General features: G+C 73.2%; 23 protein-coding genes and 3 pseudogenes. 16 read left to right on the forward strand and 10 right to left on the reverse strand.

The window, feature by feature from the left end; all coding sequences use genetic code 11:
* Nucleotides 1-36: 36 nt before the first annotated feature.
* The 3 genes and pseudogenes from BJF81_RS12510 to BJF81_RS19845 all read left to right on the forward strand — a co-directional run bounded on the left by BJF81_RS12510 (nt 37) and on the right by BJF81_RS19845 (nt 2,726).
* A pseudogene (locus BJF81_RS12510) lies at nt 37-1,181 on the forward strand (N(5)-(carboxyethyl)ornithine synthase).
* Between the two features lie 91 nt (nt 1,182-1,272).
* Nucleotides 1,273-2,058 carry a phage tail sheath family protein gene (locus BJF81_RS19840; RefSeq protein ID WP_075958616.1) on the forward strand — a complete coding sequence of 262 codons (786 nt, stop codon included), beginning with the start codon at nt 1,273-1,275 and terminating at the stop codon, nt 2,056-2,058.
* A gap of 14 nt (nt 2,059-2,072) precedes the next feature.
* Nucleotides 2,073-2,726 carry an AAA family ATPase gene (locus tag BJF81_RS19845; protein WP_342447144.1) on the forward strand — a complete coding sequence of 218 codons (654 nt, stop codon included), beginning with the start codon at nt 2,073-2,075 and terminating at the stop codon, nt 2,724-2,726.
* A gap of 13 nt (nt 2,727-2,739) precedes the next feature.
* Here the strand turns inward: BJF81_RS19845 and BJF81_RS12525 are convergent.
* Nucleotides 2,740-3,239 (reverse strand): annotated as a pseudogene (locus BJF81_RS12525) (glutathione peroxidase).
* Nucleotides 3,240-3,304: 65 nt separating this feature from the next.
* Here BJF81_RS12525 and BJF81_RS12530 point away from each other — a divergent pair.
* The 4 genes from BJF81_RS12530 (at nt 3,305) to BJF81_RS12545 (ending at nt 7,312) form a co-directional block, all read left to right on the forward strand.
* A complete protein-coding gene (locus tag BJF81_RS12530; RefSeq protein WP_075958618.1) occupies nt 3,305-4,102 on the forward strand; it encodes an LLM class flavin-dependent oxidoreductase in 798 nt (265 codons plus the stop codon).
* A 90-nt stretch (nt 4,103-4,192) separates the two neighbouring features.
* Nucleotides 4,193-5,815, forward strand: a complete 1,623-nt coding sequence (locus BJF81_RS20390) for an LTA synthase family protein (protein WP_158068683.1) — start codon at nt 4,193-4,195, stop codon at nt 5,813-5,815.
* On the forward strand, nt 5,725-6,228 hold the full coding sequence (locus BJF81_RS20395) for a sulfatase-like hydrolase/transferase (protein WP_269087337.1): 504 nt from the start codon (nt 5,725-5,727) through the stop codon (nt 6,226-6,228). Before BJF81_RS20390 ends, BJF81_RS20395 begins: the two co-directional genes overlap by 91 nt.
* A gap of 13 nt (nt 6,229-6,241) precedes the next feature.
* A complete protein-coding gene (locus BJF81_RS12545) occupies nt 6,242-7,312 on the forward strand; it encodes an alpha/beta fold hydrolase (protein WP_075958621.1) in 1,071 nt (356 codons plus the stop codon).
* Nucleotides 7,313-7,356: 44 nt separating this feature from the next.
* Here the strand turns inward: BJF81_RS12545 and BJF81_RS12550 are convergent, their stop codons facing one another.
* From BJF81_RS12550 to BJF81_RS12560, 3 genes are all read right to left on the reverse strand, one after another.
* A complete protein-coding gene (locus tag BJF81_RS12550) occupies nt 7,357-7,752 on the reverse strand; it encodes a type II toxin-antitoxin system VapC family toxin (protein ID WP_075958622.1) in 396 nt (131 codons plus the stop codon).
* Nucleotides 7,749-7,991, reverse strand: a complete 243-nt coding sequence (locus tag BJF81_RS12555) for a FitA-like ribbon-helix-helix domain-containing protein (RefSeq protein ID WP_075958623.1) — start codon at nt 7,989-7,991, stop codon at nt 7,749-7,751. The genes BJF81_RS12550 and BJF81_RS12555 overlap by 4 nt, the downstream gene beginning before the upstream one ends.
* A 90-nt stretch (nt 7,992-8,081) precedes the next feature.
* Nucleotides 8,082-9,263, reverse strand: coding sequence for an NAD(P)/FAD-dependent oxidoreductase (locus tag BJF81_RS12560; protein ID WP_075958624.1), 1,182 nt, complete (start codon nt 9,261-9,263; stop codon nt 8,082-8,084).
* Between the two features lie 131 nt (nt 9,264-9,394).
* Here BJF81_RS12560 and BJF81_RS12565 point away from each other — a divergent pair, with 131 nt between their 5' ends.
* Together BJF81_RS12565 and BJF81_RS12570 are read left to right on the forward strand one after the other, a co-directional pair.
* Complete coding sequence (locus BJF81_RS12565; protein WP_075958625.1) at nt 9,395-9,640, forward strand: DUF6457 domain-containing protein; 246 nt, start codon at nt 9,395-9,397, stop codon at nt 9,638-9,640.
* A 109-nt stretch (nt 9,641-9,749) separates the two neighbouring features.
* Entirely contained in the window at nt 9,750-10,793 is a 1,044-nt protein-coding gene (locus BJF81_RS12570; protein WP_202817488.1) for a 6-phosphofructokinase, read from the forward strand.
* A 144-nt stretch (nt 10,794-10,937) separates the two neighbouring features.
* Here the strand turns inward: BJF81_RS12570 and BJF81_RS12575 are convergent, their stop codons facing one another.
* The 3 genes and pseudogenes from BJF81_RS12575 to BJF81_RS21125 form a co-directional block, all read right to left on the reverse strand.
* Entirely contained in the window at nt 10,938-12,140 is a 1,203-nt protein-coding gene (locus BJF81_RS12575; RefSeq protein WP_075958626.1) for an amidohydrolase, read from the reverse strand.
* Nucleotides 12,137-12,775 carry a pyridoxal-phosphate dependent enzyme gene (locus BJF81_RS20400; RefSeq protein WP_269087335.1) on the reverse strand — a complete coding sequence of 213 codons (639 nt, stop codon included), beginning with the start codon at nt 12,773-12,775 and terminating at the stop codon, nt 12,137-12,139. The genes BJF81_RS12575 and BJF81_RS20400 overlap by 4 nt, the downstream gene beginning before the upstream one ends.
* A gap of 89 nt (nt 12,776-12,864) precedes the next feature.
* A pseudogene (locus BJF81_RS21125) lies at nt 12,865-13,344 on the reverse strand (pyridoxal-phosphate dependent enzyme); the annotation flags it as partial.
* Here BJF81_RS21125 and BJF81_RS12585 point away from each other — a divergent pair.
* From BJF81_RS12585 to BJF81_RS12605, 5 genes are read left to right on the forward strand one after another with little or no spacing between them, the layout of a single operon-like run.
* Nucleotides 13,315-14,100, forward strand: coding sequence for an SDR family NAD(P)-dependent oxidoreductase (locus BJF81_RS12585; protein ID WP_158068684.1), 786 nt, complete (start codon nt 13,315-13,317; stop codon nt 14,098-14,100). The pseudogene BJF81_RS21125 and the gene BJF81_RS12585 overlap by 30 nt on opposite strands.
* A complete protein-coding gene (locus tag BJF81_RS12590; protein ID WP_075958627.1) occupies nt 14,097-15,428 on the forward strand; it encodes a flavin-containing monooxygenase in 1,332 nt (443 codons plus the stop codon). The genes BJF81_RS12585 and BJF81_RS12590 overlap by 4 nt, the downstream gene beginning before the upstream one ends.
* Complete coding sequence (locus tag BJF81_RS12595; protein WP_075958628.1) at nt 15,425-16,351, forward strand: bile acid:sodium symporter family protein; 927 nt, start codon at nt 15,425-15,427, stop codon at nt 16,349-16,351. The genes BJF81_RS12590 and BJF81_RS12595 overlap by 4 nt, the downstream gene beginning before the upstream one ends.
* 56 nt (nt 16,352-16,407) lie before the next feature.
* Entirely contained in the window at nt 16,408-17,400 is a 993-nt protein-coding gene (locus tag BJF81_RS12600; RefSeq protein ID WP_075958629.1) for an adenosine deaminase, read from the forward strand.
* A gap of 52 nt (nt 17,401-17,452) precedes the next feature.
* Nucleotides 17,453-17,980, forward strand: coding sequence for a mycothiol transferase (locus BJF81_RS12605; RefSeq protein WP_075958630.1), 528 nt, complete (start codon nt 17,453-17,455; stop codon nt 17,978-17,980).
* A 5-nt stretch (nt 17,981-17,985) separates the two neighbouring features.
* Here BJF81_RS12605 and lhgO read toward each other — a convergent pair whose 3' ends face one another.
* Complete coding sequence (lhgO, locus tag BJF81_RS12610; RefSeq protein WP_075958631.1) at nt 17,986-19,185, reverse strand: L-2-hydroxyglutarate oxidase; 1,200 nt, start codon at nt 19,183-19,185, stop codon at nt 17,986-17,988.
* Between the two features lie 90 nt (nt 19,186-19,275).
* Here lhgO and BJF81_RS12615 point away from each other — a divergent pair, with 90 nt between their 5' ends.
* Nucleotides 19,276-19,806: a gamma carbonic anhydrase family protein gene (locus tag BJF81_RS12615; protein ID WP_075958632.1), complete on the forward strand. Its 531-nt coding sequence runs from the start codon at nt 19,276-19,278 to the stop codon at nt 19,804-19,806.
* Between the two features lie 45 nt (nt 19,807-19,851).
* On the opposite strand, the gene BJF81_RS17640 is transcribed toward BJF81_RS12615, so the two are convergent.
* Together BJF81_RS17640 and BJF81_RS12625 are read right to left on the reverse strand one after the other, a co-directional pair.
* On the reverse strand, nt 19,852-21,924 hold the full coding sequence (locus tag BJF81_RS17640) for an ABC1 kinase family protein (protein ID WP_143780840.1): 2,073 nt from the start codon (nt 21,922-21,924) through the stop codon (nt 19,852-19,854).
* Between the two features lie 100 nt (nt 21,925-22,024).
* Nucleotides 22,025-22,345, reverse strand: coding sequence for a rhodanese-like domain-containing protein (locus BJF81_RS12625; RefSeq protein ID WP_075958633.1), 321 nt, complete (start codon nt 22,343-22,345; stop codon nt 22,025-22,027).
* Nucleotides 22,346-22,478: 133 nt separating this feature from the next.
* Between BJF81_RS12625 and BJF81_RS12630 the strand changes: the two genes are divergently transcribed.
* A complete protein-coding gene (locus tag BJF81_RS12630) occupies nt 22,479-24,164 on the forward strand; it encodes a ribonuclease J (RefSeq protein ID WP_075958634.1) in 1,686 nt (561 codons plus the stop codon).
* Nucleotides 24,165-24,181 lie beyond the last annotated feature (17 nt).

A 24,181-nucleotide genomic window follows, 5' to 3' on the forward strand; every position in this document is an offset into this window, starting at 1 on the left:
GCGCCCCGCGCGGCGGGAGGCACTGAGGTGGGGCCCCTGCTCTCGGTCGGCGTGACGGCCCACTCCCGCAAGGAGAACGAGCACCGCCTGCCGATCCACCCCGAGCACCTGGCCACGATCGACGGGGACCTGCGGTCCCGGATCTTCGTCGAGGAGGGGTACGGCGCCCGCTTCGGCGTGACCGACGAGTCGCTCGCCGACCTGGTGGGCGGCGTCAGGACCCGAGCCGAGCTCATCGCGGAGTGCGACGTCATCCTCCTGCCCAAGGTGCAGGCCGAGGACCTCGCGGAGATGCGGGACGGCAGATCGTGTGGGGGTGGCCGCACTGCGTCCAGGACGCCGGGCTCACCCAGCAGGCCGTCGACCGGCGCCAGACCCTCATCGCGTTCGAGGCGATGAACCACTGGTCCCGCAGCGGCAGCTTCATGCTGCACGTCTTCCACCTCAACAACGAGCTGGCCGGCTACTGCTCGGTGCTGCACTCGCTCGAGCTCATCGGCTCCACCGGGAGCTACGGCCCGAAACGCAGCGCCGTCGTCATCGGCTTCGGCGCGACGGCCCGCGGTGCGGTGACCGCGTTGACCGTACTCGGCGTCAACGACGTCCGGGTGCTCACCCAGCGCAAGGTCGCCGCCGTCGCCTCGCCCATCCACTCGGTGGAGATCGTCCACCTCGACCAGGACGAGGACCCGGCCCTGACGACCGTCGTCACCCGGGACGGCCCCGTCCCGCTGGCGCCCTACCTCGCCGAGAACGACATCGTCGTCAACTGCGTCCTGCAGGACACCGCAGCGCCGTGGACCTTCCTCACCGAGGAGGACCTGACGATGTTCCGTCCGGGGAGCCTCGTCGTCGACGTGTCCTGCGACGAGGGCATTATGGGGTTCAGCTGGGCCCGGCCGACGACCTTCGACGACCCCACCTTCGTCGTGGGCGACAACATCACCTACTACGCCGTCGACCATACCCCGACCTACCTGTGGAACTCGGCGACCTGGGAGATCAGCGCGGCCCTGCTGCCGCACCTGCGCACGGTCCTCTCGGGCCCGGAGGCGTGGGCGGCCGAGCCCACCATCGACCGGGCGATCGAGATCCAGGACGGGGTCATTCGCAACCCGGCCGTGCTGGCGTTCCAGGACCGGGAGGCGACCTATCCGCACGCGCGGGCGGCCGCCGGCTGAGCAGCTCCTGGACCAGGCTGCCCGGGGCGTCGGAGTGGTCCCGATGAGCGAGATGGTGGCGCACCCCTGCACGTCGGCGCTTGAATGACGTATGTCGCACACCGAGCCCAGCGCCGCAGGCGCCCCCATCAAGCCGCTGCCGACCTCGGTGACCGGGTTCGTCGGGGCGGCCGACGCCGGGCCGGTCGGCACCCCGGTGACGGTCACCAGCGCGGCGCACTACCACGCCACGTTCGGGCCGAGCCTCGACTCCGACCGGCCGCTGGGCCACGCGGTCGAGCTGTTCTTCGCCAACGGCGGCACCAGCGCGGTGGTCGTCCGGTCGGCGGGTCCGGCGCCTGCGCAGCTGGTCCCGGTAGAGGGACCCGGCGGGGTGCATGCGCTCGACGGATCGGGCGTCACGGTGCTCGTGGTGCCCGGCCTGACCGCGGCCCACTCCGACCAGATGAGGGTCGCGCTCGGGCGGTGCGGGGCATCCCGCGCGGTGCTGCTGCTCGACCTGCCGCCCGGTCCGTGGGGACCGACGCACGAGGCAGCGCTGGGGGCGGTGACGGATCACGCGGAGCGTGCCGCGGCATACCACCCGTGGGTCGTCGTCGACGGCGTGACCGTGCCGCCGTCGGGGGCGGTCGCCGGGGTGGTCGCGCGCACCGACGCCGAGCGGGGGGTGTGGAAGGCGCCGGCGGGCGTCGAGCTGCGCGAGGTCGACGCTTCGCCGAGACGCTGGCGGACGAGGACGTGGACCGGCTGGTGCAGGCCGGGGTCAACCCGCTGCGCGACCTGCCCGGACGCGGCCGGGTCGTCTGGGGTGCGCGGACGGTCGTTGGCGGGCGGTCGGCCGACCCGGTGGCGCGCTACGTCAACGTGCGCCGGCTGACCGACCACGTGCTGATGTCGGTGACGGCCGGGCTGGGCTTCGTCGCCGACGAGCGGAACGACGCGGCGCTCTGGGCCCGCGTCAGGGGGCTGACCGAGGACTTCCTGCACGACCTGTGGCGGAGGGGCGCCCTGCAGGGCACCAAGCCGGAGCAGGCATACGGGGTGCGCTGCGGGCCGGGGGAGACGATGACCGAGGCCGACGTGCTCGCCGGGCGGGTCGTGGTGCGGCTGTGGTTCGCCCCGGTGCGCCCGGCGGAGTTCGAGGTGCGGACGGTCCACCTGCAGGCGGCGGTGGCGGCCGGCGAAGGCGGGTCGCCGGCGGAGCCCGCTCCCCCGGTCGCGCCGAGGTTGGTGGTCCCGTCCGTCGTCGAGCAGCCGGCCGCCGTGCGGCGCGTCGACCTGCGGCGGGTGGTGTCGCGCTACATCGGTGAGACGGAGAAGAACCTCTCGCGCCTGTTCGACCGGGCGCAGGAGACGGGCGAGGTCCTGCTCTTCGACGAGGCGGATGCGCTGTTCGGGAAGCGGACGCGGGTGCGGGACGCGCACGACAGGTATGCGAACCAGGAGGTGAGCCAGCTGATCGAGAGGCTGGCACGCGAGCGGGGCGTCGAGGTGCGCTGGCAGCAGGGGAAGGCCCGACGGCGGTGGTTGCGGCGCAGGTGGTGAGAGGTATGCGGTGTCAGCGGGAGGAGGATCCGGCCAGGGCGGCCTCGATCACGTCGACGACCTGCGGATCGGTCGGCTCGGTCTGCGGGCGGAACCGCGCGACGGGCTCGCCGCGTCCGTCGACGACCCACTTCTCGAAGTTCCACGCGACGTCCCCGGCCTCGCCGTCGCGTCCGGCACCTGGGTCAGCTCGGCGAAGACGGGGTGCTGGTCGGCCCCGTTGACGTCGACCTTGTCCATCATCGGGAAGCTCACGCCGTAGGTGGCCGAGCAGAACTGCGCGATCTTCTCGTTGGTGCCCGGTTCCTGGCCGCCGAACTGGTTGCAGGGGAAGCCGACGACGGTCAGGCCACGGTCGCCGTACTGCTCCTGCAGCTGCTCGAGCCCGGCGTACTGCGGGGTCAGACCGCAGCGGGAGGCGACGTTGACGATCAGCAGGACACGGCCGGCGTGCTCGCCCAGCGTGGTCGGTCGGCCGTCGAGGGTGGTCACAGGTATGTCGTGCAGGTTCACGCGGCCACTGTAGGCGGCCCCGGGGGCCGGGCCACACCCATGCCCCGGGGGCCTAGCGTGGGCCCATGAAGTTCGGCGTGAGCATCCCCCCGTTCACCGATCCTTCCCGGGTCGTCGGCTGGGCCCGGGAGGCCGAGGCCAACGGGTGGGACGGGGTCTTCCTGTGGGACCACGTGCAGTGGCGGCCCGGGGCGGCCCCGCTCGACCCGTGGGTGATGCTGGGGGCCCTCGTCTCCGTCACCGCCACGGTGCGCCTCGGCACCCTGGTCACCCCGCTCTCACGCCGTCGCCCCTATGCCGTGGCCAAGCAGCTCACTACGCTGGACCGGCTCAGCGGCGGCCGGGCGGTGCTCGGGGTCGGCCTCGGCGAACCGCCGGACCGGGACTTCGCCGACCTGGGCGAGGAGTCCGACCCCCGGGTGCGCGCCGCGATGCTGGACGAGGGGCTCTCCGTCGTCGACCGGCTGATGCGCGGCCCCACCGACGTCGCCGGCGACCACTACCGCGTCCGGGCCGACCTCCACCCACGCCCGGTGCAGCAGCCCCGTCCGCCGATCTGGGTGGCCGGGGTAGCGCCCCACCGTCGACCGCTGGCCCGCGCCCGCCGCTGGGACGGGATCGTGCCGATCGGCCCGGAGGACCACCTCACCCCCGAGCAGCTGGCCGACTACCTGGCCTTGGACGGCGCCGAGGCCCGCCCGGGGTGGGACGTCGTCGTGCACCCGGCCGCCGGGGTGCCCGCGCAGGAGTATGCCGACGCCAGGGCGACCTGGCTCGTCCGGTCGGTCTTCCCGGTGGAGGAGCGCTGGGAGGACCAGGTCGAGGCGATCGTGCGCGACGACCCTCGGGTTCCTGCCGGCTGAACGACACACCAGGTCCGGAGCGGACCCGAGGCGACGCGCGGCGCGTACCGTGGACAGATGGCACCGGCGATGACGCCGGGTGGAGCATCGGTGCCGCCCGTGACGGCCCGCCAACGCCCCGGTCGGGGTGCTGGCGCGAGGCCGCTCGCCCTGGCCAGGTTCCTCTTCATCGCGGTCCTCGCTCTCGAGCTGATCCTGCGGGCACGGACCGAGGCCCCCTTCCTGACCGTCGGGCTGCTGCGGGCCGCCGTCTTCGCCGCGGTCACGGCCCTGGCGATCACGCTGGTCGCCGGTCTGCTGCCCGGGCGGGTCCGCGACGTGGCGGTGGGGCTCGCGCTGACCTTCCTCACGCTGCTGTTCGTGTCGCAGCTCATCTACTACGACATCTTCGGCACCTTCTACACGGTCTTCTCCGCCACCAACGCCGGCCAGGTGGCAGAGTTCGCCGCCGACATCGTGGGCAAGATCGCCGAGAACGCCTGGTGGCTGCTGGCTCTGTCGGTGCCCCTGCTGGTCTTCGTCGGGTCGCGGTTCCGCGCCGGCCCCCGGCGCCGGGCCTCGTGGCGGCAGCAGGCCGTGACCGCCGGGATGCTCGTCCTCCTCGTCGGCGGTGCCCTGGCCGGTATCAACCTGGGCGACCGGGGCCAGAACAGCGCGTACGACACCTACTACCGCGACCAGCACCCGGTCACGGCGGTCAACCGGCTGGGGCTGGTGACGAGCATGCGGGTCGACCTGCAGCGCAACCTGCTCGGCCTCGGCGGCGAGAAGGCGCCGCCGGCGGCGGTGGCGCCCCCACGGCATACCCCCGACGGGGCCGTCACCGAGGAGCCTCCCGCGGACGGGGCCCGGCAGACCTCGGGAGCCCGGGGCGAGCCGGAACGGGAGGCGGCACCGGAGCCCAACGTGCTGGACATCGACTTCGACCAGCTCGCCGCCGAGGAGGACGACGACGAGCTGCGCGCCCTGCACGAGTACTTCGCCGCGCGGGAACCGACCGTCCAGAACGAGCAGACCGGCCGGTTCGAGGGCTACAACCTCGTGTTCGTCACCGCCGAGGGCTTCTCCCACCTCGCCGTCGACCCCGAGGTCACGCCCACGCTGCACACGCTGACCCAGGAGGGCATCAGGTTCACCGACTTCTACACCCCCATCTGGGGCGTGAGCACCTCCGACGGGGAGTACGTGGCCACCACCGGGCTGATCCCCAAGAGCGGCGTCTGGAGCATGTACCAGTCGGGCGACAACGCGATGCCGTTCGCCATGGGCAACCAGCTGGGGCGGCTGGGCTATGCGACCCTCGCCTACCACAACCACACCTACGACTACTACCGGCGGGACGTCTCGCACCCGAACCTGGGCTACGACTACAAGGGGCTGGGCAGCGGGCTGGACGTCACGCCCACCTGGCCGGAGTCGGACGTGGAGATGATCGAGCTGACCATGCCGGAGGTGCTCGAGCAGGAGCCGTTCCACGCCTACTACATGACCGTCAGCGGGCACCTGCAATACACCTTCGGCGGCAACTTCATCGCGGTGAAGAACCGGGAGCTGGTCGAGGACCTGCCTACTCCGAGGCGGGGAAGGCCCACATGGCGACCCAGATCGAGCTGGACCGGGCGATGGAGCTGCTGCTCGAGGAGCTGGAGGAGGACGGCGTCGCCGACCGGACCCTCGTCGTGCTCAGCTCGGACCACTACCCCTACGGGCTGACGCGGGAGCAGATCGAGGAGCTGGAGGGGCACGAGGTGGACGACATCGAGCTCTACCGCAACAGCCTCGTCATGTATGCGCCAGGGATGGAGCCGATGACCGTCGACGAGCCGGTCGCCAGCATGGACATCATCCCCACGCTGTCCAACCTTCTGGGGCTGGAGTTCGACTCGCGGCTGCTCATGGGCCGGGACGTCTTCTCCGACGCCGAGCCGCTGGTCATCTTCAGCGACCGCAGCTTCCTCACCGACAAGGGCAGGTATGACGCGGTGGCCCAGGAGTTCACGCCCGCCGAGGGGGTGGAGGTGCCGGAGGGCTACCGGCAGGCGATCTCCGACGAGATCGACCGGCGGTTCTACTACTCGGCGATGATCCTGGACCGCGACTACTACGGGGTGGTCGTGGATCGGTGACCGTTCGACAGCGATGACGTTGGAGAACCCGTTCTACAGCCCCGAGGTGCAGGGAGCCTACGAGCTCCACTCCGTCGGCCGGTTCGAGCTGGAGGAGGGCGGGGTCATCCCCGACCTCCAGCTGGCCGTCGCCACCTACGGCCAGCTCAACGAGGCCAAGGACAACGCGATCCTCATCCCCACCTGGTTCTCCGGCACCCACCAGACGTGGGAGCTGACCTACATCGGCGAGGGGCGCGCGCTGGACCCGTCGAGGTACTTCATCGTCGTGGTCAACCAGATCGGCAACGGCCTGTCGACCTCCCCGCACAACACCGACGGCGAGATCGCCATGTCCTCCTTCCCGCACGTGCGGATCGGGGACGACGTCCGGGCCCAGGAGCAGCTGCTGCGCGAGGAGTTCGGCATCGAGCGGCTGGCCCTGGTCGTCGGCGGGTCGATGGGCGCCCAGCAGACCTGGGAGTGGGCGGTGCGCTTCCCGGAGAAGGTGCAGCGGGCCGCGATGATCGCCGGCACCGCGCAGAACACCCCGCACGACTTCCTCTTCACCCAGACGCTCATGGACGCCATCACCTCCGACCCGGGCTGGAACGGCGGGGAGTATGCCGCTGCCGCGGACGTCGGCGAGGGGTTGCGTCGGCACGCCGACATCTGGGCCGTCATGGGCCTGTCCACCGAGTTCTGGCGCTCGGAGTTCTGGCGCAACGTCGAGCTGCCGGACGTCAGCTGGGACACCTTCGAGGAGTTCCGCGACAACTTCCTGCGGCCCACGTTCGTCGCGATGGACCCCAACGCGCTGCTGGCGATGGCGTGGAAGTGGCAGCGCGGCGACGTCGCCCGCAACGCCGGCGGCGACCTGGCCGCCGCCCTCGGCCGGATCACCGCCAAGACGTTCGTCATGCCGATCGACGAGGACATGTTCTTCCCGCCCCGTGACTGTGCCCGCGAGCAGGAGCTGGTGCCCGGCAGCGAGCTGCGCACCCTGCACTCGATCGCGGGGCACTTCGGGCTGTTCGGGTTCGAGGAGGCCTACCTGGCCGAGGTCGACGACAACCTCAGGGAGCTGCTCGCCGCCGAGGTGTGACTCCGGCGGGGCCACGTCAATGGGCTTGCTCTTCAGGGGCGGCGTCAGATGACCAGCACCCGCGCGTCGCTCAAGGATGTCGCTCCTCTGGCCAGACGGGTGTCACGGGTCACCAGCGGCGCGGCGAGCTCCTCGGCCAGGGCGACGTACGCCGCGTCGTAGGCACTCAGGTTCCGACCGAGGTCCAGCGCCCTGAGGGCGGAGGACCGATCCATCGCCCACCGGTCTATCCGCAGGTCGTGCAGGTCGTGGAGCGCGTCGCGAGCCCGGCCGATCGTCAGGTGCCTGCCCCTGACCAGGCCTCTCACCGCGTGCAGGACCTCGACGTCCACGTGGGCGGGGGCGTGCCACTGACCGGTTGCTGCCGGGCCCAGCCGTTCCGCATCCAGGACGCCCGTCAGCAGGTCGACGACGACCGAGGCGTCGACGACCCAGGTCATGCGTCCCGTGGCTGGTCGGCGTCACGGAGCTGGCGGATCAGCGCCGTGGAGGAGACGGTGGACCGCTCGGACCGGGCCGCGACCCGGTCGAGCACCTCGGCACGCTCGGGGCGGGACGCCTCCTCCTCGAGCAGCCGTCGTAGCAGGAGGTTCAGCGAGATGCCCTGCCGCGCGGCCCGAGCCTTGAGCGTGTCGCGGACGGTCTCGTCGACGTCACGGATCTGGATGAGCACCGACATGGATGGAGTGTAATGCACAGTGCATGAAAACCGTGCGGTGGCTTGTGGCCCCCCGAGGGGCCACGACCGGTCGACCGCGGTGCGCACCGTTCAGGGGACGAGGCGCCCCCTGAGCAGCGACCGGAAGTAGATCATCGGCTCGACGTAGCGGTCGAAGGCCCACAGCCAGCGCCGCGGAACGGTCAGGTCGACCAGGCCGGTCGTCTGCTGCTGCGCGCCGGCGCGGTCGAACTCGGCCAGGAACAGGTGCCGGCGGTCGACGGTGACCGGGATGATCGTGTAGCCGTCGTAGCGCTTCAGCGGCTCCTCCAGCCGGGCGGCGCGGATGTTGTCGGCGAGGATCTCGACCTGCCGGCGCAGGGCCCCGCCCGAAGGCCTCGTCCCCAGGGCCGCGACGTCGCCCAGGCTCCACACCCGCGGGGCGGAGCGGTGGGCCATCGTCCCCGGGTCGACGTCCACCTGGCCAGCCACGTCCTGGCCGGCCAGCGGGGCCAGCCATCCCGGCCCGCGGTAGTGGGGGACGACGAACGCGTGGTCGACCTCGTCGAGCAGGACCCCGTCCGCCGCGCCACCGAGGGTGAGGGTGCGTGCCTCGTGGTCGACGGCCGCGACGGTCGAGCCATGGTGCACGCTGACGCCCGCCTCGGCCAGGCGCGGCTCCATCCGGCGGTCGGCGAACGGCAGGTCGAGGACGGCGGAGTACGGCGTGACGAGGTGGACGTCGATCCCCGGCAGGACGCCCTGCTCCCGCCAGTGGTCGAGGGCCAGGAAGAGCGGCTTGAGCGCCGTGCCCCCGCAGGGGGAGGGCTCCGGAGGGATCGTGAAGACCACCCGGCCCCGCGTCATACGCCTGACGGCACTCCACGCGGGCTCGGCCTGGCTCTCCAGGTGGGGCGTGGTCGACCAGCCCGCCTCCATCGCCGCCGCCAGCCCCGGTATGCCGTCCAGGTCCTCCTCGAGCCCGGGGGCCAGGACGAGGTCGTCGTACCCGACGAGGGCGCCGTCCTCGAGCTCGAGCTCGCGCTGCTCGTGGTGGACCGCGACGGCGCGGCTGGGCAGCCAGGTGCACCCGTCGGGCACGACCTCCAGGGCCGGGCGGGTGAGCTCGGTCATCGACGCCTGCCCGCCGGCGACGTAGTTGAGCATGGGCCGGTAGCGGTGCGGGCGGTCCGGCGTGACGATCGCGACGTCACGGGCGCCGATCCGCCGCAGCCGCGCGGCCAGGGAGATGCCGGCGTTGCCGCCACCGACGATCAGGACGTCGTGCCACATGGGGTGCTCCTTGTCCTCGGGTCGTGCGGTTCGCTCCTGACGGTAGCGGTGGGGACGGGCGCGTGCCGGACGGAGGCCCCGCGGCCGCCGCCCGGCGGGTCGGCCCGGGGCGTCGGTGGGACCATGGGCGCATGAGCGGCGCGAGCGAGATCGAGCAGCAGCACAGGCAGTGGCTGGACCGCGTGGGCGAGGTCGTCGGCGAGCCGCTGGACGGACGGGCGGTCGAGCGGGTGCTCGAGCTGGCCAAGCGCGTCGCCCACGGGGCCGACCGCCCCCTGGCGCTGGTCGCGGCGTACGCCCTGGGGGTCGCCGTGGCCCGTGGTGCCGACGCCGATGCGACGGCCCGCCGCATCGCCGACCTGGGCGGGCAGGACTGACGGGCACGACCCAGCGCGGTCGAGCGCCGGGGCGCATTCCTCCGTTAGCCTGACGCGCACCCCTACGACCGGCCGGGGCGGAGCGGCCCCGGTCAGAGCGGAGAGCGACGTGCGCATCGGCATCCTCACCGGCGGCGGTGACGTCCCGGGACTCAACCCCTGCATCAAGGCCGTGGTCAACCGGGTCCACGAGGAGGGGCACCAGGTCACCGGCATCCGGCGGGGGTGGGGCGGCCTGCTGAGCACCGACCTCGACGACCCGGCGTCCGTGGCCGAGAACCTGGTCGACCTCGACCCGGTGGGCGTGCGCACCGTCGACCGGACCGGCGGCACCTTCCTGCACAGCTCGCGGACCAATCCCGGGAAGGTGAAGACCGGCGACGTGCCGGACTTCCTGGCCGGGGCGGTCGAGAGGGACGGCCCGCACGACCTCACGCCGCACGTGCTGAAGGTCATCGAGGCGGCCGGCATCGACGTGCTCATCCCCATCGGCGGCGACGACACGTTGTCCTACGGGCTGCGGATGCACCAGGAGGGCGTGCCGACGATCGCCATCCCCAAGACGATGGACAACGACGTCAACGGCACCGACTACTGCATCGGCTTCTCGACCGCGGTGACCCGGGGCGTGCAGTTCATCCACAACCTGCGCACCTCCACCGGGTCGCACGAGCGGATCGCGGTCGTCGAGCTGTTCGGGCGCTACTCCGGGGAGACCTCGCTCATCACGGCATACCTCGCCGGGGTCGACCGGGCCCTGATCCCGGAGGTGCCCTTCGACGTCGACCGGGTCTGCGAGCTGCTGCTGGCGGACAAGGCGGCCAACCCCTCCAACTACGCGATGGTGACGATCTCCGAGGGGGCCACCGTCAAGGGCGGGGACATGATGCTCACCGGCGAGGCCGACGCTACGGGCACCGCAAGCTCGGCGGCATCGGGCAGGTCGCCGGCGAGCTCATCAAGGAGCGGACGGGGGAGGGGATCATCTACCAGCAGGTCGGCTACCTCATGCGCTCGGGGAGCCCGGACTCCCTGGACCTCATGGTCGCCACCAACTACGCCGTCATGGCCGCCGACCTGGCCCTGGACGGGTCGACCGGGCGGATGGTGGCGCTGCGCAACGGCAGCTACAGCAGCGTGCCGATCTCGGTGACCGGTGAGGGCGTCAAGCGGGTCGACGTGGGCGAGCTCTACGACGTGGCGAACTACCGGCCGATGGTGCGGCACGTGCGCGGGAAGCCGATGTTCCTCTACTGACGGCCGGTCCGTGCCGTGGCGGGCGCTCCGGCTGCGGGGGTCAGGGCTCCGGCAGCTCGGCCCGCACCGCCTGCACGAGGAAGGCCACCCCGGCGGGGAGGATCTCGTCGTTGAGGTCGTAGTCGCTGCTGTGCAGGGGCGTCCCTCCGCGGCCGGGCTCGGTGCCGTTGCCGAGCAGGGCGAAGCACGCCGGCACGTGGCGGGCCAGGACCCCGAAGTCCTCGCTGGGCATGACCGGGTCGCAGTCGGCCACCACCCGGTCCGCGCCGAGGACGGCGACCGCCGCCGCGGCCGCCCGGGCGGTGACCTCCGGGTCGTTGACCGTCGGGGCGAACTCGTGCGTGTAGGTCACCTCGGCCCGCGCCCCGTGCGCCGCCGCCACGCCGGTCGCGATCCCACGGATGCGCTCCTCCAGCAGCGCCTGGACCTGAGGGTCGAAGCTGCGGGTGTCCCCGGTGATCCGGACCGAGGAGGGTATGGCGTTGCGCGCCCCGTCGGTCTCGAACCCGGTGCAGGACACCACGGCCGGGCGCACGGGGTCGACGTTGCGGGCGACCACCGTCTGCAGGGCCAGGACGATCTCGGCGCCGGCCACGAGCGGGTCGACGACCGCCTCCGGGCGGGCGGCGTGGCCGCCCCGGCCGTGGACCGTGATGGTGAAGTTGTCCTCGCTGGCCATGATCCCACCCGGACGCACGTGCAGGTGGCCGGCCGGGACGCCGGGCAGGTTGTGCAGCCCGTAGAGGACGTCGATCGGGAAGCGCTGCAGCAGACCGTCGTCGACCATCGCCTGGGCGCCACGGCCGGGCTCCTCGGCGGGCTGGAGGACCAGCCGGACCGTCCCGGTGAAGCCGCCCTCCTCGGCCAGCACCGCGGCCGCGCCGAGCGCCATGGTCATGTGCCCGTCGTGCCCGCAGGCGTGCATCGTCCCGGGGTTGGTCGACCCGTGCTCACGGCCCTCGACCTCCTGGATCGGCAGGGCGTCCATGTCGGCACGGAGCCCGACGGCCCGCGAGGGTCGGTCGTCGTCGGCGTCGCCCCGGGTGAGCGAGGCGACCAGGCCGGTGCCGCCGACGCCGCGGGCGACGGCATACCCCAGGTCGTCCAGGGTCGTGGCCAGAAGGTCGGCGGTGGCGTGCTCGGCGAAGGCGGTCTCCGGGTGGCGGTGCAGGTGGTGGCGCCAGGCGTGCAGCCTCCCGCCGAGGAGGCGGTGGACGTCGGCGGGCGTGGTGACGGCGCTCATGCGGCGTCGAGCCCTTCCGTGCTGAGCAGGACGACGACGGCGTCGGGCGGGAGAGCCAGGTCGGCGCGTCGAGAGGGGTCGTCGAGCGCCGCGCGAGCCCCGGCCAGGGTGGCTGCGCCGCACGGGCCGGAGGAGACGCCGAGCTCCCGGAGGTCGCGGGACGCGGTGAGGGCCTGCTCGTCGGTCACGGCTACGGCGGCGTCGCACCCGTCGCGCAGGACGGGCCAGGCCAGGGCCGAGACGGTGCCGCAGTTCATCCCGGCCATGACGGTGCCGGCCGTGGGAACCGAGGTAGGTGTGCCGTCCCGCAGGCTGGCGAGCAGGCACGCGGCGGTGTCTGGCTCGACGGACAGGACGCGGGTGGTCTGGAAGGAGTGCGGGGCGGTGCGGTAGTGCGACACCACGGCCTGGGCCAGGGAGCCGACGCCCACGGGGACGGCGACGAGGTCCGGCCGGCGGCCCAGCTGCTCGTCGACCTCCTCCACCATCGTCCGGTAGCCCTCGACGATCCATCCCGGCACGTCCTCGTACCCCTCCCAGGCGGTGTCCTGCACGAGGGCCCGGTCGTCGGCCGCCGTCGCGTGGTGGGCCGCGGCCCGGACCGCGTCGTCGTAGTCGCCCTCGACCCGCACCACCCGGGCGCCTCGCCCTCGACGAGGGCCGACGTGCTGGCCGGCATGAGGGCCGGGACGAAGATCGTGGCGGTCGCGCCCAGCTCGCGGGCCGTCCGGGCGACCGCCCGGCCGTGGTTGCCGTCGGTGGCGGTGACCAGCTCGGCCCCGGGGAAGCGGTCCAGCACCTGGCGGCAGGCCCACGAGGCGCCGAGGATCTTGAACGCCGGCAGTCCCAGGCGCGAGGACTCGTCCTTGACCAGGACCCGGCCGACGCCCAGCTCCTCCGCCAGGGCCGGCAGGTCCGCGAGCGGGCTGGGGGCGTAGCCGGGCAGGGAGCGGTGGAAGTCGCGAGCGCCGCCGGTGGCGTCGGCAGGCGTCCACCGCCGGGCCGCGGGGTTGCTGAACCAGGACGTCATCGGCCCAGTCTGCCGGGATCCTCGTCCTGCTGCGTGTCGCGTGCTGCACCGCCGGGGTCCAGGCACGGGACACGCCGCAACGGCACGGCACAGTGCGCGACACGCCGGGGGCGGCGGGTGGCGTCGGCTAGCCTGCGTGCCACCGTGACGAAGAGGACACCCAGCCCTGCGCATCCGCGTGGCCGAGCCGACCTGCGCGACGCCGTCGTGCTGGTCACCGGTGCCTCCGGGAGCATCGGCACGGCGCTGCGGCGGCGGTTCGCCGCCGAGGGCGCGGTGGTCGCGGGGCTCGACCTGGTCGCCGACACCGGGGCCCGGATCCTCGCCTGCGACATCACCGACGAGGAGCAGGTCAGGGCGGCCGTCGGGAAGGTTCTCGCCGAGCACGGCCGCCTGGACGTCCTCGTCAACAACGCCGGCATCTCGGCCATCGGCACGATCGACGACCACGACCTGGCCACCCACCGCCGGGTCCTCGAGGTGAACCACCTCGGCGCGCTGGCCTGCACGCTCGCCGCCCTGCCGCACCTGCGCGAGAGCAGGGGCAGCGTCGTGACGATCGGGTCGGTCGCCGGCTTCGCCCCGGTCGCGGGCCGTCCCGCCTACGTCGCCGCCAAGCACGCCGTCACCGGCCTGATGGAGGCGCTGCGTCCCGAGCTGGCCGCCGACGGGGTGCACGTCGGCCTCGTCCACCCGACCTTCGTCACCACCCTGCTGACGACCGCCGACGGCAGCCGCGACCGCTCGACGACCGGGGCCCCCGTCGGACCGGACGACGTGGTCGGCGCCGTCCTCGACGTCGTGCGCCGGCGACGGGACCGCGTCCTGGTGGGACGCACCGCGCACCTTGCCTGGCAGGCCTCGCGCCTGGCCCCCCGCACCTACGCCCGCCTGATGACCCGCCGCCTGCGACAAGGAACCCCTGGATGAGCTCGCCCTCCTACGCCGTCATCGGCGCCGGTCCCTCCGGCCTGGCCGCGGCCCGCAACCTGCAGCGCTTCGGGTTGCCGTGGACCGGCTACGAGCTGGCCGACGACGTCGGCGGGCTGTGGGACATCGACGCGCCCCGGTCGACGGTCTACGAGTCCGCCCACCTCATCTCCTCCCGGACGACGACCGAGTTCACCGAGCACCCGATGCCCGAGGGCACGCCCGACTATCCCTCGCACCGGCACCTGCTGGCCTACTTCCGCTCCTACGCCGACCGTTTCGGGCTGCGCGAGCACTACCGCTTCGGCACCGAGGTGACCAGCGTCGAGGCGCTGGGCGACCCGGGCGACCCGTCGGCCGGGTGGGTGGTGCGCTCGACCGGGCCCGACGGCATACCCGTGGAGACCGAGCACGCGGGCGTGGTCGTCGCCAACGGCACCCTGTCCGAGCCGAACGTGCCGCAGCTGCCGGGGCACTTCGACGGGGAGATCTTCCACACGGCGGAGTACAAGCGGCCCGACGTCCTCGCCGGCAAACGGGTGCTGGTCGTCGGCGCGGGCAACTCCGGCTGCGACATCGTCGTCGACGCCGTCCACCACGCCGCCAGTGTCGACATCAGCGTGCGGCGCGGTTACCACTTCGTGCCGAAGTACGTCTTCGGCCGCCCCGCCGACACCCTCAACCAGGGCCGTCCGCTGCCGCCGCGGATCAAGCAGGCGGTCGACAGCCGGCTGCTGCGCATGTTCACCGGCGACCCGACCCGGTTCGGCTTCCCGGAGCCCGACCACAAGCTCTACGAGTCGCACCCGATCGTCAACAGCCTGATCCTGCACCACCTGGGGCACGGCGACGCCCACGTGCGGCCAGACGTGGAGCGGCTCGACGGCGACGGGGTGGTCTTCCGCGACGGGACGCGGCGCGAGTACGACGTGGTCGTGCTCGCCACCGGCTACCGCCTGCACTACCCCTTCCTCGACCGGTCCTTGCTGGGGTGGCCCGAGGGCGCGGGCGCGCCGGGGCTCTACCTGCAGATCGTCAGCCCGGCGGCCGAGGGACTGTACGTCGTGGGCATGGTCGAGGCGTCCGGCATCGGCTGGCAGGGGCGGTGGGAGCAGGCCGAGCTGGTGGCGGCATACCTCGCCGCGCGGGAGCGCGACCCCGAGGCGGCGGCACGGATGCGCGCGAAGATGGCCGACCCCTCGAGCTGGCCCGACCTGACCGGCGGCTACGACTACCTGGGGCTGGAGCGGATGGCCTACTACGTCAACAAGGACGCCTACCGGCGTGCGGTCCGTGCGCAGACGGCCGAGCTGGGGGTCGCGCCGTGACGGACGTCGACGCCATCCGGATCGCCTTCGACGAGGGCTCGTTGACGACGCTGCGGATCGTGCTCGGGCTCATCCTGCTCGGGGTGGCGCTGGACACGCGGGTGACGGACTTCCGGCGGGCGATCAGGCGGCCGTGGGCGATCCTCGTGGCGGTGTTCGCGCAGTTCCTCGTGCTGCCCGCGATCACCTTCGTGCTGACCCTGCTGCTGGACCTGCGCGGGTCGCTGGCGCTGGGACTGATCCTCGTGGCCTGCTGCCCGCCGGGCAACGTGTCCAACATCCTCACGCACCGGGCCGGCGGCGACGTGGCGATGTCGGTGTCGATGACCTCGGTGGGCAACGTGCTGGCGATCTTCCTCATGCCGGTCAACGTGGCGTTCTGGGGTTCGCTGCACCCGACCGGGCGCGACCTGCTGCGCGAGATCGAGCTGAGCCCGCTGTCGATGCTGGCCGAGATCCTGCTCGTCATCGGGCTGCCGTTCGTCGTGGGGATCTACCTCAGCCACCGGTTCCCGCGGTTCGCCGGGAAGGCCCGTCGGGTGGTCGGTCCGGTCGCCACGCTGGGCCTGGCGGCCGTCATCGTCGTCGGGGTGGCCAACAACTGGGCGATCTTCACCGCCTACATCGGGCTGGTCGTGGTGGCGGTGTTCGTGCACGACGCGCTGGCGCTGCTGCTGGGGTATGCCATCGGTCGGGCCGCGCGGCTGCCCGAGGGCTCGGTGAAGGCGTCGACCTTCGAGGTCGGGATCCGCAACGCCGGCCTGGGGCTGCTGCTGGTCTTCAGCTTCTTCGACGGGCTCGGCGGGATGGCGCTCGTCGCCGCCTGGTGGGGGATCTGGGACATCGTCGCCGGGCTGGCCGTCGCCGCGGTGTGGAAGCGGCGCACGGGGGTGAGCCCGGAGGTGGGGGCGGCGGTGGCCTGAGCCCGGCGCGCAAGGACCTCGGGCCCCACGGCCCGGGCTCCTGCCATCATGCCCCCATGACGATCCCCACCGCAGAGCTGCACCTGCACATCGAGGGCACCCTCGAGCCCGAGCTCATCTACACCCTGGCCGAGCGCAACGGCGTGCAGCTGCCGTGGGCCGACATCGACGACCTGCGCTCGCGCTACGACTTCACCGGGCTGCAGCACTTCCTCGACCTCTACTACGCCAACATGGCGGTGCTGCGCACCGAGGAGGACTTCGCCGACCTGACCCGCGCCTACCTGGCGCGGGCGGCGGCCGGCGGCGTGCGGCATACCGAGGTGTTCCTCGACCTGCAGGCGCACACGGCCCGGGGCGTCTCCGCCGAGGTCGTGCTGCGGGGGGTGTCCGGGGCTCTCGAGGCCACCGAAGGCGAGCACGGGCTGACCGCCGGGCTCATCGTCACCTTCCTGCGGCACCTGCCCGGGGAGGAGGCGACCGCTGCGCTGCGGGAGGCCCTGGCTGTCGACGTCCCGCTGCTGGGGGTCGGGCTGTGCTCCTCGGAGACCGGGTCGGCGGCGTCGTTCCGCGAGGCGTTCGAGCTCGCCGCCGCGCACGGGCTGCACCGGGTGGCGCACGCCGGGGAGGAGGGGCCCGCGGCCAACGTCACCGAGGTGCTCGACGTCCTCGGCGTCGAGCGCGTCGACCACGGCCTGCGCTCGCTGGAGGACGACGCGCTGATCGACCGGCTGGCGGCCGAGCGGGTGCCGCTGACGCTGTGCCCGCTGTCGAACGTCCGTTTGCAGGTGGTCGACTCCCTCGAGGGCTACCCGGTGCGTGAGCTGATGGACCGCGGCGTCGTGGTCACCGTCAACAGCGACGACCCGGCCTACTTCGGCGGCTACGTCGACGACAACTACCGCGAGCTCACCGCCGCCCTGGGGCTGACGACCGACGAGCTGGCCACGCTCGCGCACCACAGCGCCGAGGCCGCGTTCGTGACGCCGGAGCGGCGGGCGCAGCTGGACGCCGACATCGAGGAGTGGCGCGCCGCGCAGGGGGAGTAGGACCTGGCCGGTCCGGTTGTGGGGTGTCGGTCGTCGTGGACACACTGACGGCATGACCGCTGCCGCCACCGACCTCGTCCGTGCCGTCCTGCTCGACGGCTTCCAGCGCATCGAGGAGGGGGTGGGGGAGGTTCTCGACGGGCTCGACGCCGAGGACCTGCGGTGGCGTCCCGGCATCGACGCCAACCCGGTCGGGTGGCTGCTGTGGCACCTGAGCCGCCAGCAGGACGCCCAGCTCGCGCAGATCGCGGGGGAGGAGGAGGTCTGGCGTGCGGGCGGCTGGCAGGAACGGTTCGACCTGCCCTACGCCCCGGACGCGCACGGCTACGGCCAGGACCCGGGCGACGTCGGCCGGTTCGAGGTTCCGGACCCGGCCCTGCTCGAGGGGTATGCCGCCGCCGTCCACGAGCTGACCCGTCGGCTCGTGCACGGGCTGGGGGAGGAGGACTACGGCCGGGTGGTCGACGAGAGCTGCGACCCGCCGGTGACGGTCGCGGTGCGGATCTACTCGGTGCTCGAGGACGCGGCCAAGCACCTCGGGCAGGCGGAGTACGTCAAGGGGCTGCTCGGCCGGGGCTGACCGCGTCAGCCGATCGCGGCCAGCACCTCGTCGCGGATCAGCTCCCCGATCGGGATCGCGGAGGTCGCGGCCGGCGAGGGGGCGTTGCACACGTGCAGCTGACGGGCGGTCCGGCGCAGCAGGAAGTCCTCGACCGACGTCCCGCTGCGGTCGACGGCCTGCGCGCGGATCCCGGCGGGGTAGGGGCGCAGGTCGTCCAGGGTGACCGACGGGCAGTAGCGCTGGACCCGCTGCAGGTAGGCCCGCCGGCTGATCGAGTCCCGGACCTCGGCCAGGCCGGTGCGCACGTGGTGGCGGGCGAAGCGCCACATGCCCGGGAAGGTCGCGAACGAGGCCACGTCGCGCGGGTCCAACGACCACCGGGCGTAGCCCTCGCGCGCCAGGCCCAGCACCGCGTTGGGCCCGACCGTGACCCGGCCGTCGATCGTGGGCGAGAGGTGCACGCCCAGGAACGGCAGGGCCGGGTCGGGGACGGGGTAGATGAGCCGCTGCACGGGCCGGCGGTCCAGCGGCAGCTGGTAGTACTCCCCGCGGAAGGGCACGATCCGGAAGTCCACGTCCAGCCCGCCGAGGCGGGCCACCCGGTCCGCCTGCAGACCGGCGCACGCGACGGCATACCGCGCCCGCACCAGGCCCGTGTCGGTCTCGACGTCCACGCCGGGGGAGCTCCCGCCCGACTCCTGCACGGCACGCACCGCCGAGCGGAGGCGCACGCTCCCGCCGCGTGCGAGGACGTCGTCGGCCATCGCCCGGGCCACCCGCCGGAAGTCGACGACGCCGGTCGCCGGGGAGTGCACGGCCCCGAGTCCGGTGACCAGGGGTTCCATCTCCGCCAGCTCGGCCCGGTCCACGCGACGGACCGGTATGCCGTTCTCCAGGGCCCGGGCGTGGAGCGCCTCCATGCGCCCCAGCTCGGTGGGGTCGGTGGCCACGACGAGCTTGCCGACGGTCCGGTGGGGGATGCCGTGCTCGTCGCAGAACTGCGTGGTGGCCGTGGCCCCGGCCCGGCACAGGCGGGCCTTGAGCGAGCCGGGGGCGTAGTAGAGGCCGGCGTGGATCACCCCGGAGTTGTGGCCGGTCTGGGCCGCGCCCACCTCGTCGGCCTTGTCGACGACGACGACCCGCAGGCCGGGACGGGCCAGGAGCAGGGCGCGGGCGGTCGCCAGACCGACGATGCCCGCACCGATGACGACGACGTCCTCCACGGATGCCTCCTCCTCCTCGGCGTGGTCCCCTCCCCGGACGCTACCGGCCGGAGGACCATGGTCGGAGCCCGACGAGCGAAGGAGACGACGATGGCAGCAGCAGGTCTGGTCCTGCCCCTGGGCGACCGGCGGCCCGAGATCGACCCGGAGGCGTGGCTCGCGCCGCAGTCCGTGGTCAGCGGCAGCGTGCGGATCGGGGCGGGCAGCAGCATCTGGTACGGCGCGTCCGTGCGGGGCGACAGCGAGCAGATTACCCTGGGGGAGCGGGTGAACCTGCAGGACAACGTCGTCGTGCACGCCGACGCCGGGTTCCCGACGACTGTGGCGGACGACGTGTCGGTGGGCCACGGCGCCGTGCTGCACGGGTGCTCGGTCGGCACCGGCACGATCGTCGGCATGGGGGCGGTCGTGATGAACGGCGCGGTGGTCGGGGAGTCGTGCCTGGTCGCGGCCGGGGCGGTCGTGCTCGAGGGCACGCAGGCGCCGTCCGGGTCGCTCGTGGCCGGGGTGCCCGCCAAGGTCCGGCGGGAGCTGACCGACGAGGAGCGGGCGCGACTGCGCGACGGCATCGGGCACTACCCGGGCCTGGCCTCGCTGCACCGGAGCGCCCTGGCGGAGTGACCGGGTGCCGCGGTGTCGCTGCGGCTGCGCCGCCACGGTCGTCCGTCAGCGGTGCGGCCGGGGGCCGTCCCCGGGGTCGCGGAACACCCCGGCCAGGGAGCGCGCGCCGAGCACGAAGGCGAAGAGGAACAGCGTCCCGCCGAGCACCGGGTTGAGGTCGATCGTCGGCGCGAGCGCCGGCCCGCCCTCGGCGACGAGCAGGAGCACCCCGCTCAGCGCCAGGACCGAGGCCAGCATGGTGATGACGAAGTGGTTGGCCACCCCGGTGATGAACGACCGGTCGGACGGGTCGGCCAGCCAGCGCACCCGCAGCTGGGCCTCGCCGCTCTGCACCGCCGCCGCGATCGCGTCCACCCTTCGGGGCAGGCGCTGCAGGACGGGGAGCACATGGACCAGGTGCTCCTCCAGGGTGGCGCGCACCTCCTGCGGGCTGAGCTTCTTGGCGAGGTAGCTCTGGCCGACGGTCCGGGAGGCGGAGACGAGGTCGAGCCCGGGGTCCAGCGTCCGCAGGGTCCCCTCGAGCGCGCCGAGGGCCCGGAAGGCGGTCGCGATCTGCGTCGGCACGCTGAACCCGTGCCGGACCACCAGCGTGAAGATGTCGCCGAAGACGGTGGACATCGGCCCGGTGCCGCCGTTCCCGGCCCGGGAGATCACCCCGCCGACGTCCCGCTCCAGGGCACGGTCGTCCAGACCGACGGGGGCGTCGATGACGTCGCAGAGGGCGTCGACGGCGCCGAGGGAGTCGCTGCGGTCCACCGCGAAGAGCAGCCGCGCCAGGGCGTCCCGGGCCGTGCGGTCCAGCCGTCCCACGGAGCCGTAGTCGAGCAGCGCCAACCGGGCGCCGGCGGGCGACGTCCCCGCGCCGTCACCCGCCGCTGCACCCTCGGCGCCCTCGGACGGCCTGCCCCGCTCGACCAGGACGTTGCCGGCGTGCAGGTCCGCGTGGAACACGCCCGTCTGCAGCACCTGCGTCAGCACGCTGGCCAGCAGCGCCCTCGCCAGCCGCTCGCGGGTGGCCGGGTCCAGGCCGCGGGTGGCGTCGGGGCGGGAGAGGGGGACGCCGCTCACCCGCTCCATGACCAGCACCCGCGGCGTCGTCAGGGTCGGGTAGGTCGTGGGCACCCGCACGAGCGGCCCGCCGTCCCCTCCGTCCGTCCCGGTCCCCGCGGCGACCGCCTGCGCGTTGGCGGCCTCGACGGTGTAGTCCAGCTCCTCGGCGAGGCTGTCGGCGAAGCCGGCCGCGATGCCGTGGACGCCCATCGCGCGGCCCCACGGGGTGGTCCGCTCCAGCCAGCGCGACATCCGCAGCACGATGTCCAGGTCGGCCCGCACCTGCTCCTGGGCGCCGGCGCGCTGGACCTTGACGACCACGGGGGACCCGTCGGCCAGGGTCGCCCGGTAGACCTGCCCGACGGAGGCCGCCGCCATCGGGGTCTCGTCGAGCTCGGCGAACGCCTCGCGCCAGCCGGTCCCGAGCTCGGTGCGCAGCGTGGCCTCGGTGCGGTCCCACGGCTGCGGCGGGGTGTCGGCCTGCAGCCGGCCCAGCTCGGCCGCCAGCTCGGGGCCGACCACGTCGGGCCGGGTGCCCAGCATCTGGCCCAGCTTGACGAAGGTCACCCCGCCGTCGGCGAAGGCCATGCGCAGCCGGCGGCCCAGGTGCACGTGGTCGTGGCTGGGCAGGTGCGCCCCGGCCCGCAGGAAGCCCCCGAGCCCGTGCCGGACCGCGACGCCGACGATCTGGCCGTAGCGCCTGCTCCGCCGCCGCCGCGCCGGCAGGTCGCGCAGGACGGCGACCGGGGAGGGCAGGCTCCCGGTCGGCGCCAGGGCCTCGAGCAGCACCAGCCCGCCGACGCCCAGCGCGACGCCCCACGCCACGAGCAGCAGCAGCACGAGGGCGACGACGGTGAGGTCGCTCGACCGTTCCAGGCCGCCGGGGTCGGCGGGCAGTCCGAGACGTGTGCCGGCCAGCTCGAGGAAGCCGCCCATGGCCCCGGTCACGACGATCGCGACGACCAGCGTGCGGAACCACCCGACCGGCACCCCCAGCAGCCGGCGCGTGAGGGCGAACAGCAGGGCGGTGTTGACGGCGAAGCCGATCGCCGCGAACAACGGCGTCACGGATCCTCCCTCTCCCGGCGGACACCCTCGATCCTAGGGGAGGGGGTATGCCGAGGGGCGGGCCCGTGCGGGCCCGCCCCCCGGTCCCGGGGACGGGGTCTCAGGCGGCGAGCCGCCCGGTGACGACGGGGCGGCCGGCCGCGGTCCAGGCGGAGGTGCCGCCGTCGACCGAGACGGCCTCGTAGCCCAGGGCGGTCAGCAGGTCGGCCATCGACCGGCTGCGGTTGCCGGTCTGGCAGATCACGTGGACGGGCCGGTTCCTCGGCACGCCGGAGAGGGAGGACATGATGCGGCTCATCGGGGCGAGCACGGCGCCGGGGACGTGGCCGTCGACGTACTCGGCCGCCTCGCGGACGTCCAGCACGAAGGCGCCGTCGGCGTGACGGGCGGCGAAGGTCTCGATGGAGATCGTCGTGGTCATGTCCCCATCATACCCCGGGGGGTATGTGCGGACGCAAACTCTCGGTGGGCCCGCGCCCCGGGGCGAGTAGGGTCGTCCCCAGCACCGGCGTGCGGCGCCGGAGACCCCATACCCCTGATCGACGAGGAGATCCATGAGCCACCCGCACCCCGAGCTGGGCAACCCGCCCTCACTTCCCCGCAACGGTCTGCGGGTGGTGCCGCTGGGAGGCCTGGGCGAGGTCGGCCGCAACATGACCGTCCTGGAGCACCGCGGCAAGCTGCTCGTCATCGACTGCGGCGTGCTCTTCCCCGAGGAGCACCAGCCCGGCGTCGACGTCATCCTGCCCGACTTCTCCATGCTCCGGGACCGGCTGCAGGACATCGTGGCGATCGTGCTCACCCACGGGCACGAGGACCACATCGGGGCGGTGCCCTACCTGCTCAAGGAGCGGGGCGACATCCCCGTCGTCGGTTCGCGGCTGACGCTGGCCTTCATCGAGGCCAAGCTCAAGGAGCACCGGATCAGGCCCAACACGGTCCAGGTGGCCGAGGGCGACCGGCAGACGTTCGGCCCGTTCGACTGCGAGTTCATCGCCGTCAACCACTCGATCCCGGACGGGCTCGCGGTGGCGGTGCGCACGGCGGCGGGGCTGCTGCTGCACACCGGCGACTTCAAGATGGACCAGTTCCCGCTGGACGAGCGGCTGACCGACCTGCGCGCGTTCGGCCGGCTCGGCGACGAGGGCGTGGACCTGTTCCTCGTCGACTCCACCAACGCCGAGGTGCCCGGGTTCACCACCGCCGAGCGAGACCTCACGCCGGCGATCGAGACCGTCTTCCGCACCGCCCCCGGCCGGATCGTCGTCTCCAGCTTCGCCAGCCACGTGCACCGCATCCAGCAGGTGCTCGACGCGGCCCACGAGCACAAGCGCAAGGTGGCCTTCGTCGGCCGCTCGATGGTGCGCAACATGAAGATCGCCCAGGACCTGGGCTACCTGCGGGTGCCGCGGGGGCTGGTCGTGGACGTCAAGAAGCTGGACGACCTGCCGCCGGAGAAGGTCACGCTGGTCAGCACCGGCTCCCAGGGAGAGCCGATGGCCGCGCTGTCCCGGATGGCCAACCGCGACCACCAGATCCGCATCGGCGAGGGCGACACGGTGCTGCTGGCCAGCTCGCTGATCCCCGGCAACGAGAACGCCGTCTCCCGCGTCATCAACGGCCTCACCCGGTGGGGCGCCAAGGTGGTCCACCAGGGCAACGCCAAGGTGCACGTCTCCGGGCACGCCAGCGCCGGGGAGCTCGTCTACTGCTACAACCTCATCAAGCCACGCAACGTGCTGCCCGTGCACGGCGAGTGGCGCCACCTGCGGGCCAACGCCGACCTGGCGATCGCCACCGGCCTGGACCCCGAGCGGGTCCCCGTCATCGACGACGGCATGGTCGTCGACCTCGTCGACGGCCGGGTGAAGGTCACCGGCAAGGTGCGCGCCGGCTACGTCTACGTCTCCGCCGGCACCGTCGGCGACGTCACCGAGGACGAGCTGCGCGACCGCGTCACGCTCAGCCGGCAGGGGACGGTGACCATCGTCGCGCTCGTCGACGCCGACACCGGGCAGCTGACCGAGCCGCCGGACTTCGTGGGCCGCGGGCTTGGCACCGACGAGTCGATCTTCGAGGCCGCCGTCCCGGTGATCGAGAAGGCGCTCGCGGACGCCGCGGCCAACGGCATCGGTGACCACGCCGAGCTGGAGCAGCGGATCGAGCGGGCCGTGTCGCGGTGGGCCGAGCGCAAGCACCGTCGCAACCCCCTCATCATCCCGGTGGTCATCGAGGCCTGAGGGCGCGTCGGCGGCGG

This window comes from Ornithinimicrobium sp. CNJ-824, assembly GCF_001942405.1.
Classification (GTDB): Bacteria; Actinomycetota; Actinomycetes; order Actinomycetales; family Dermatophilaceae; genus Ornithinicoccus; species Ornithinicoccus kibberensis.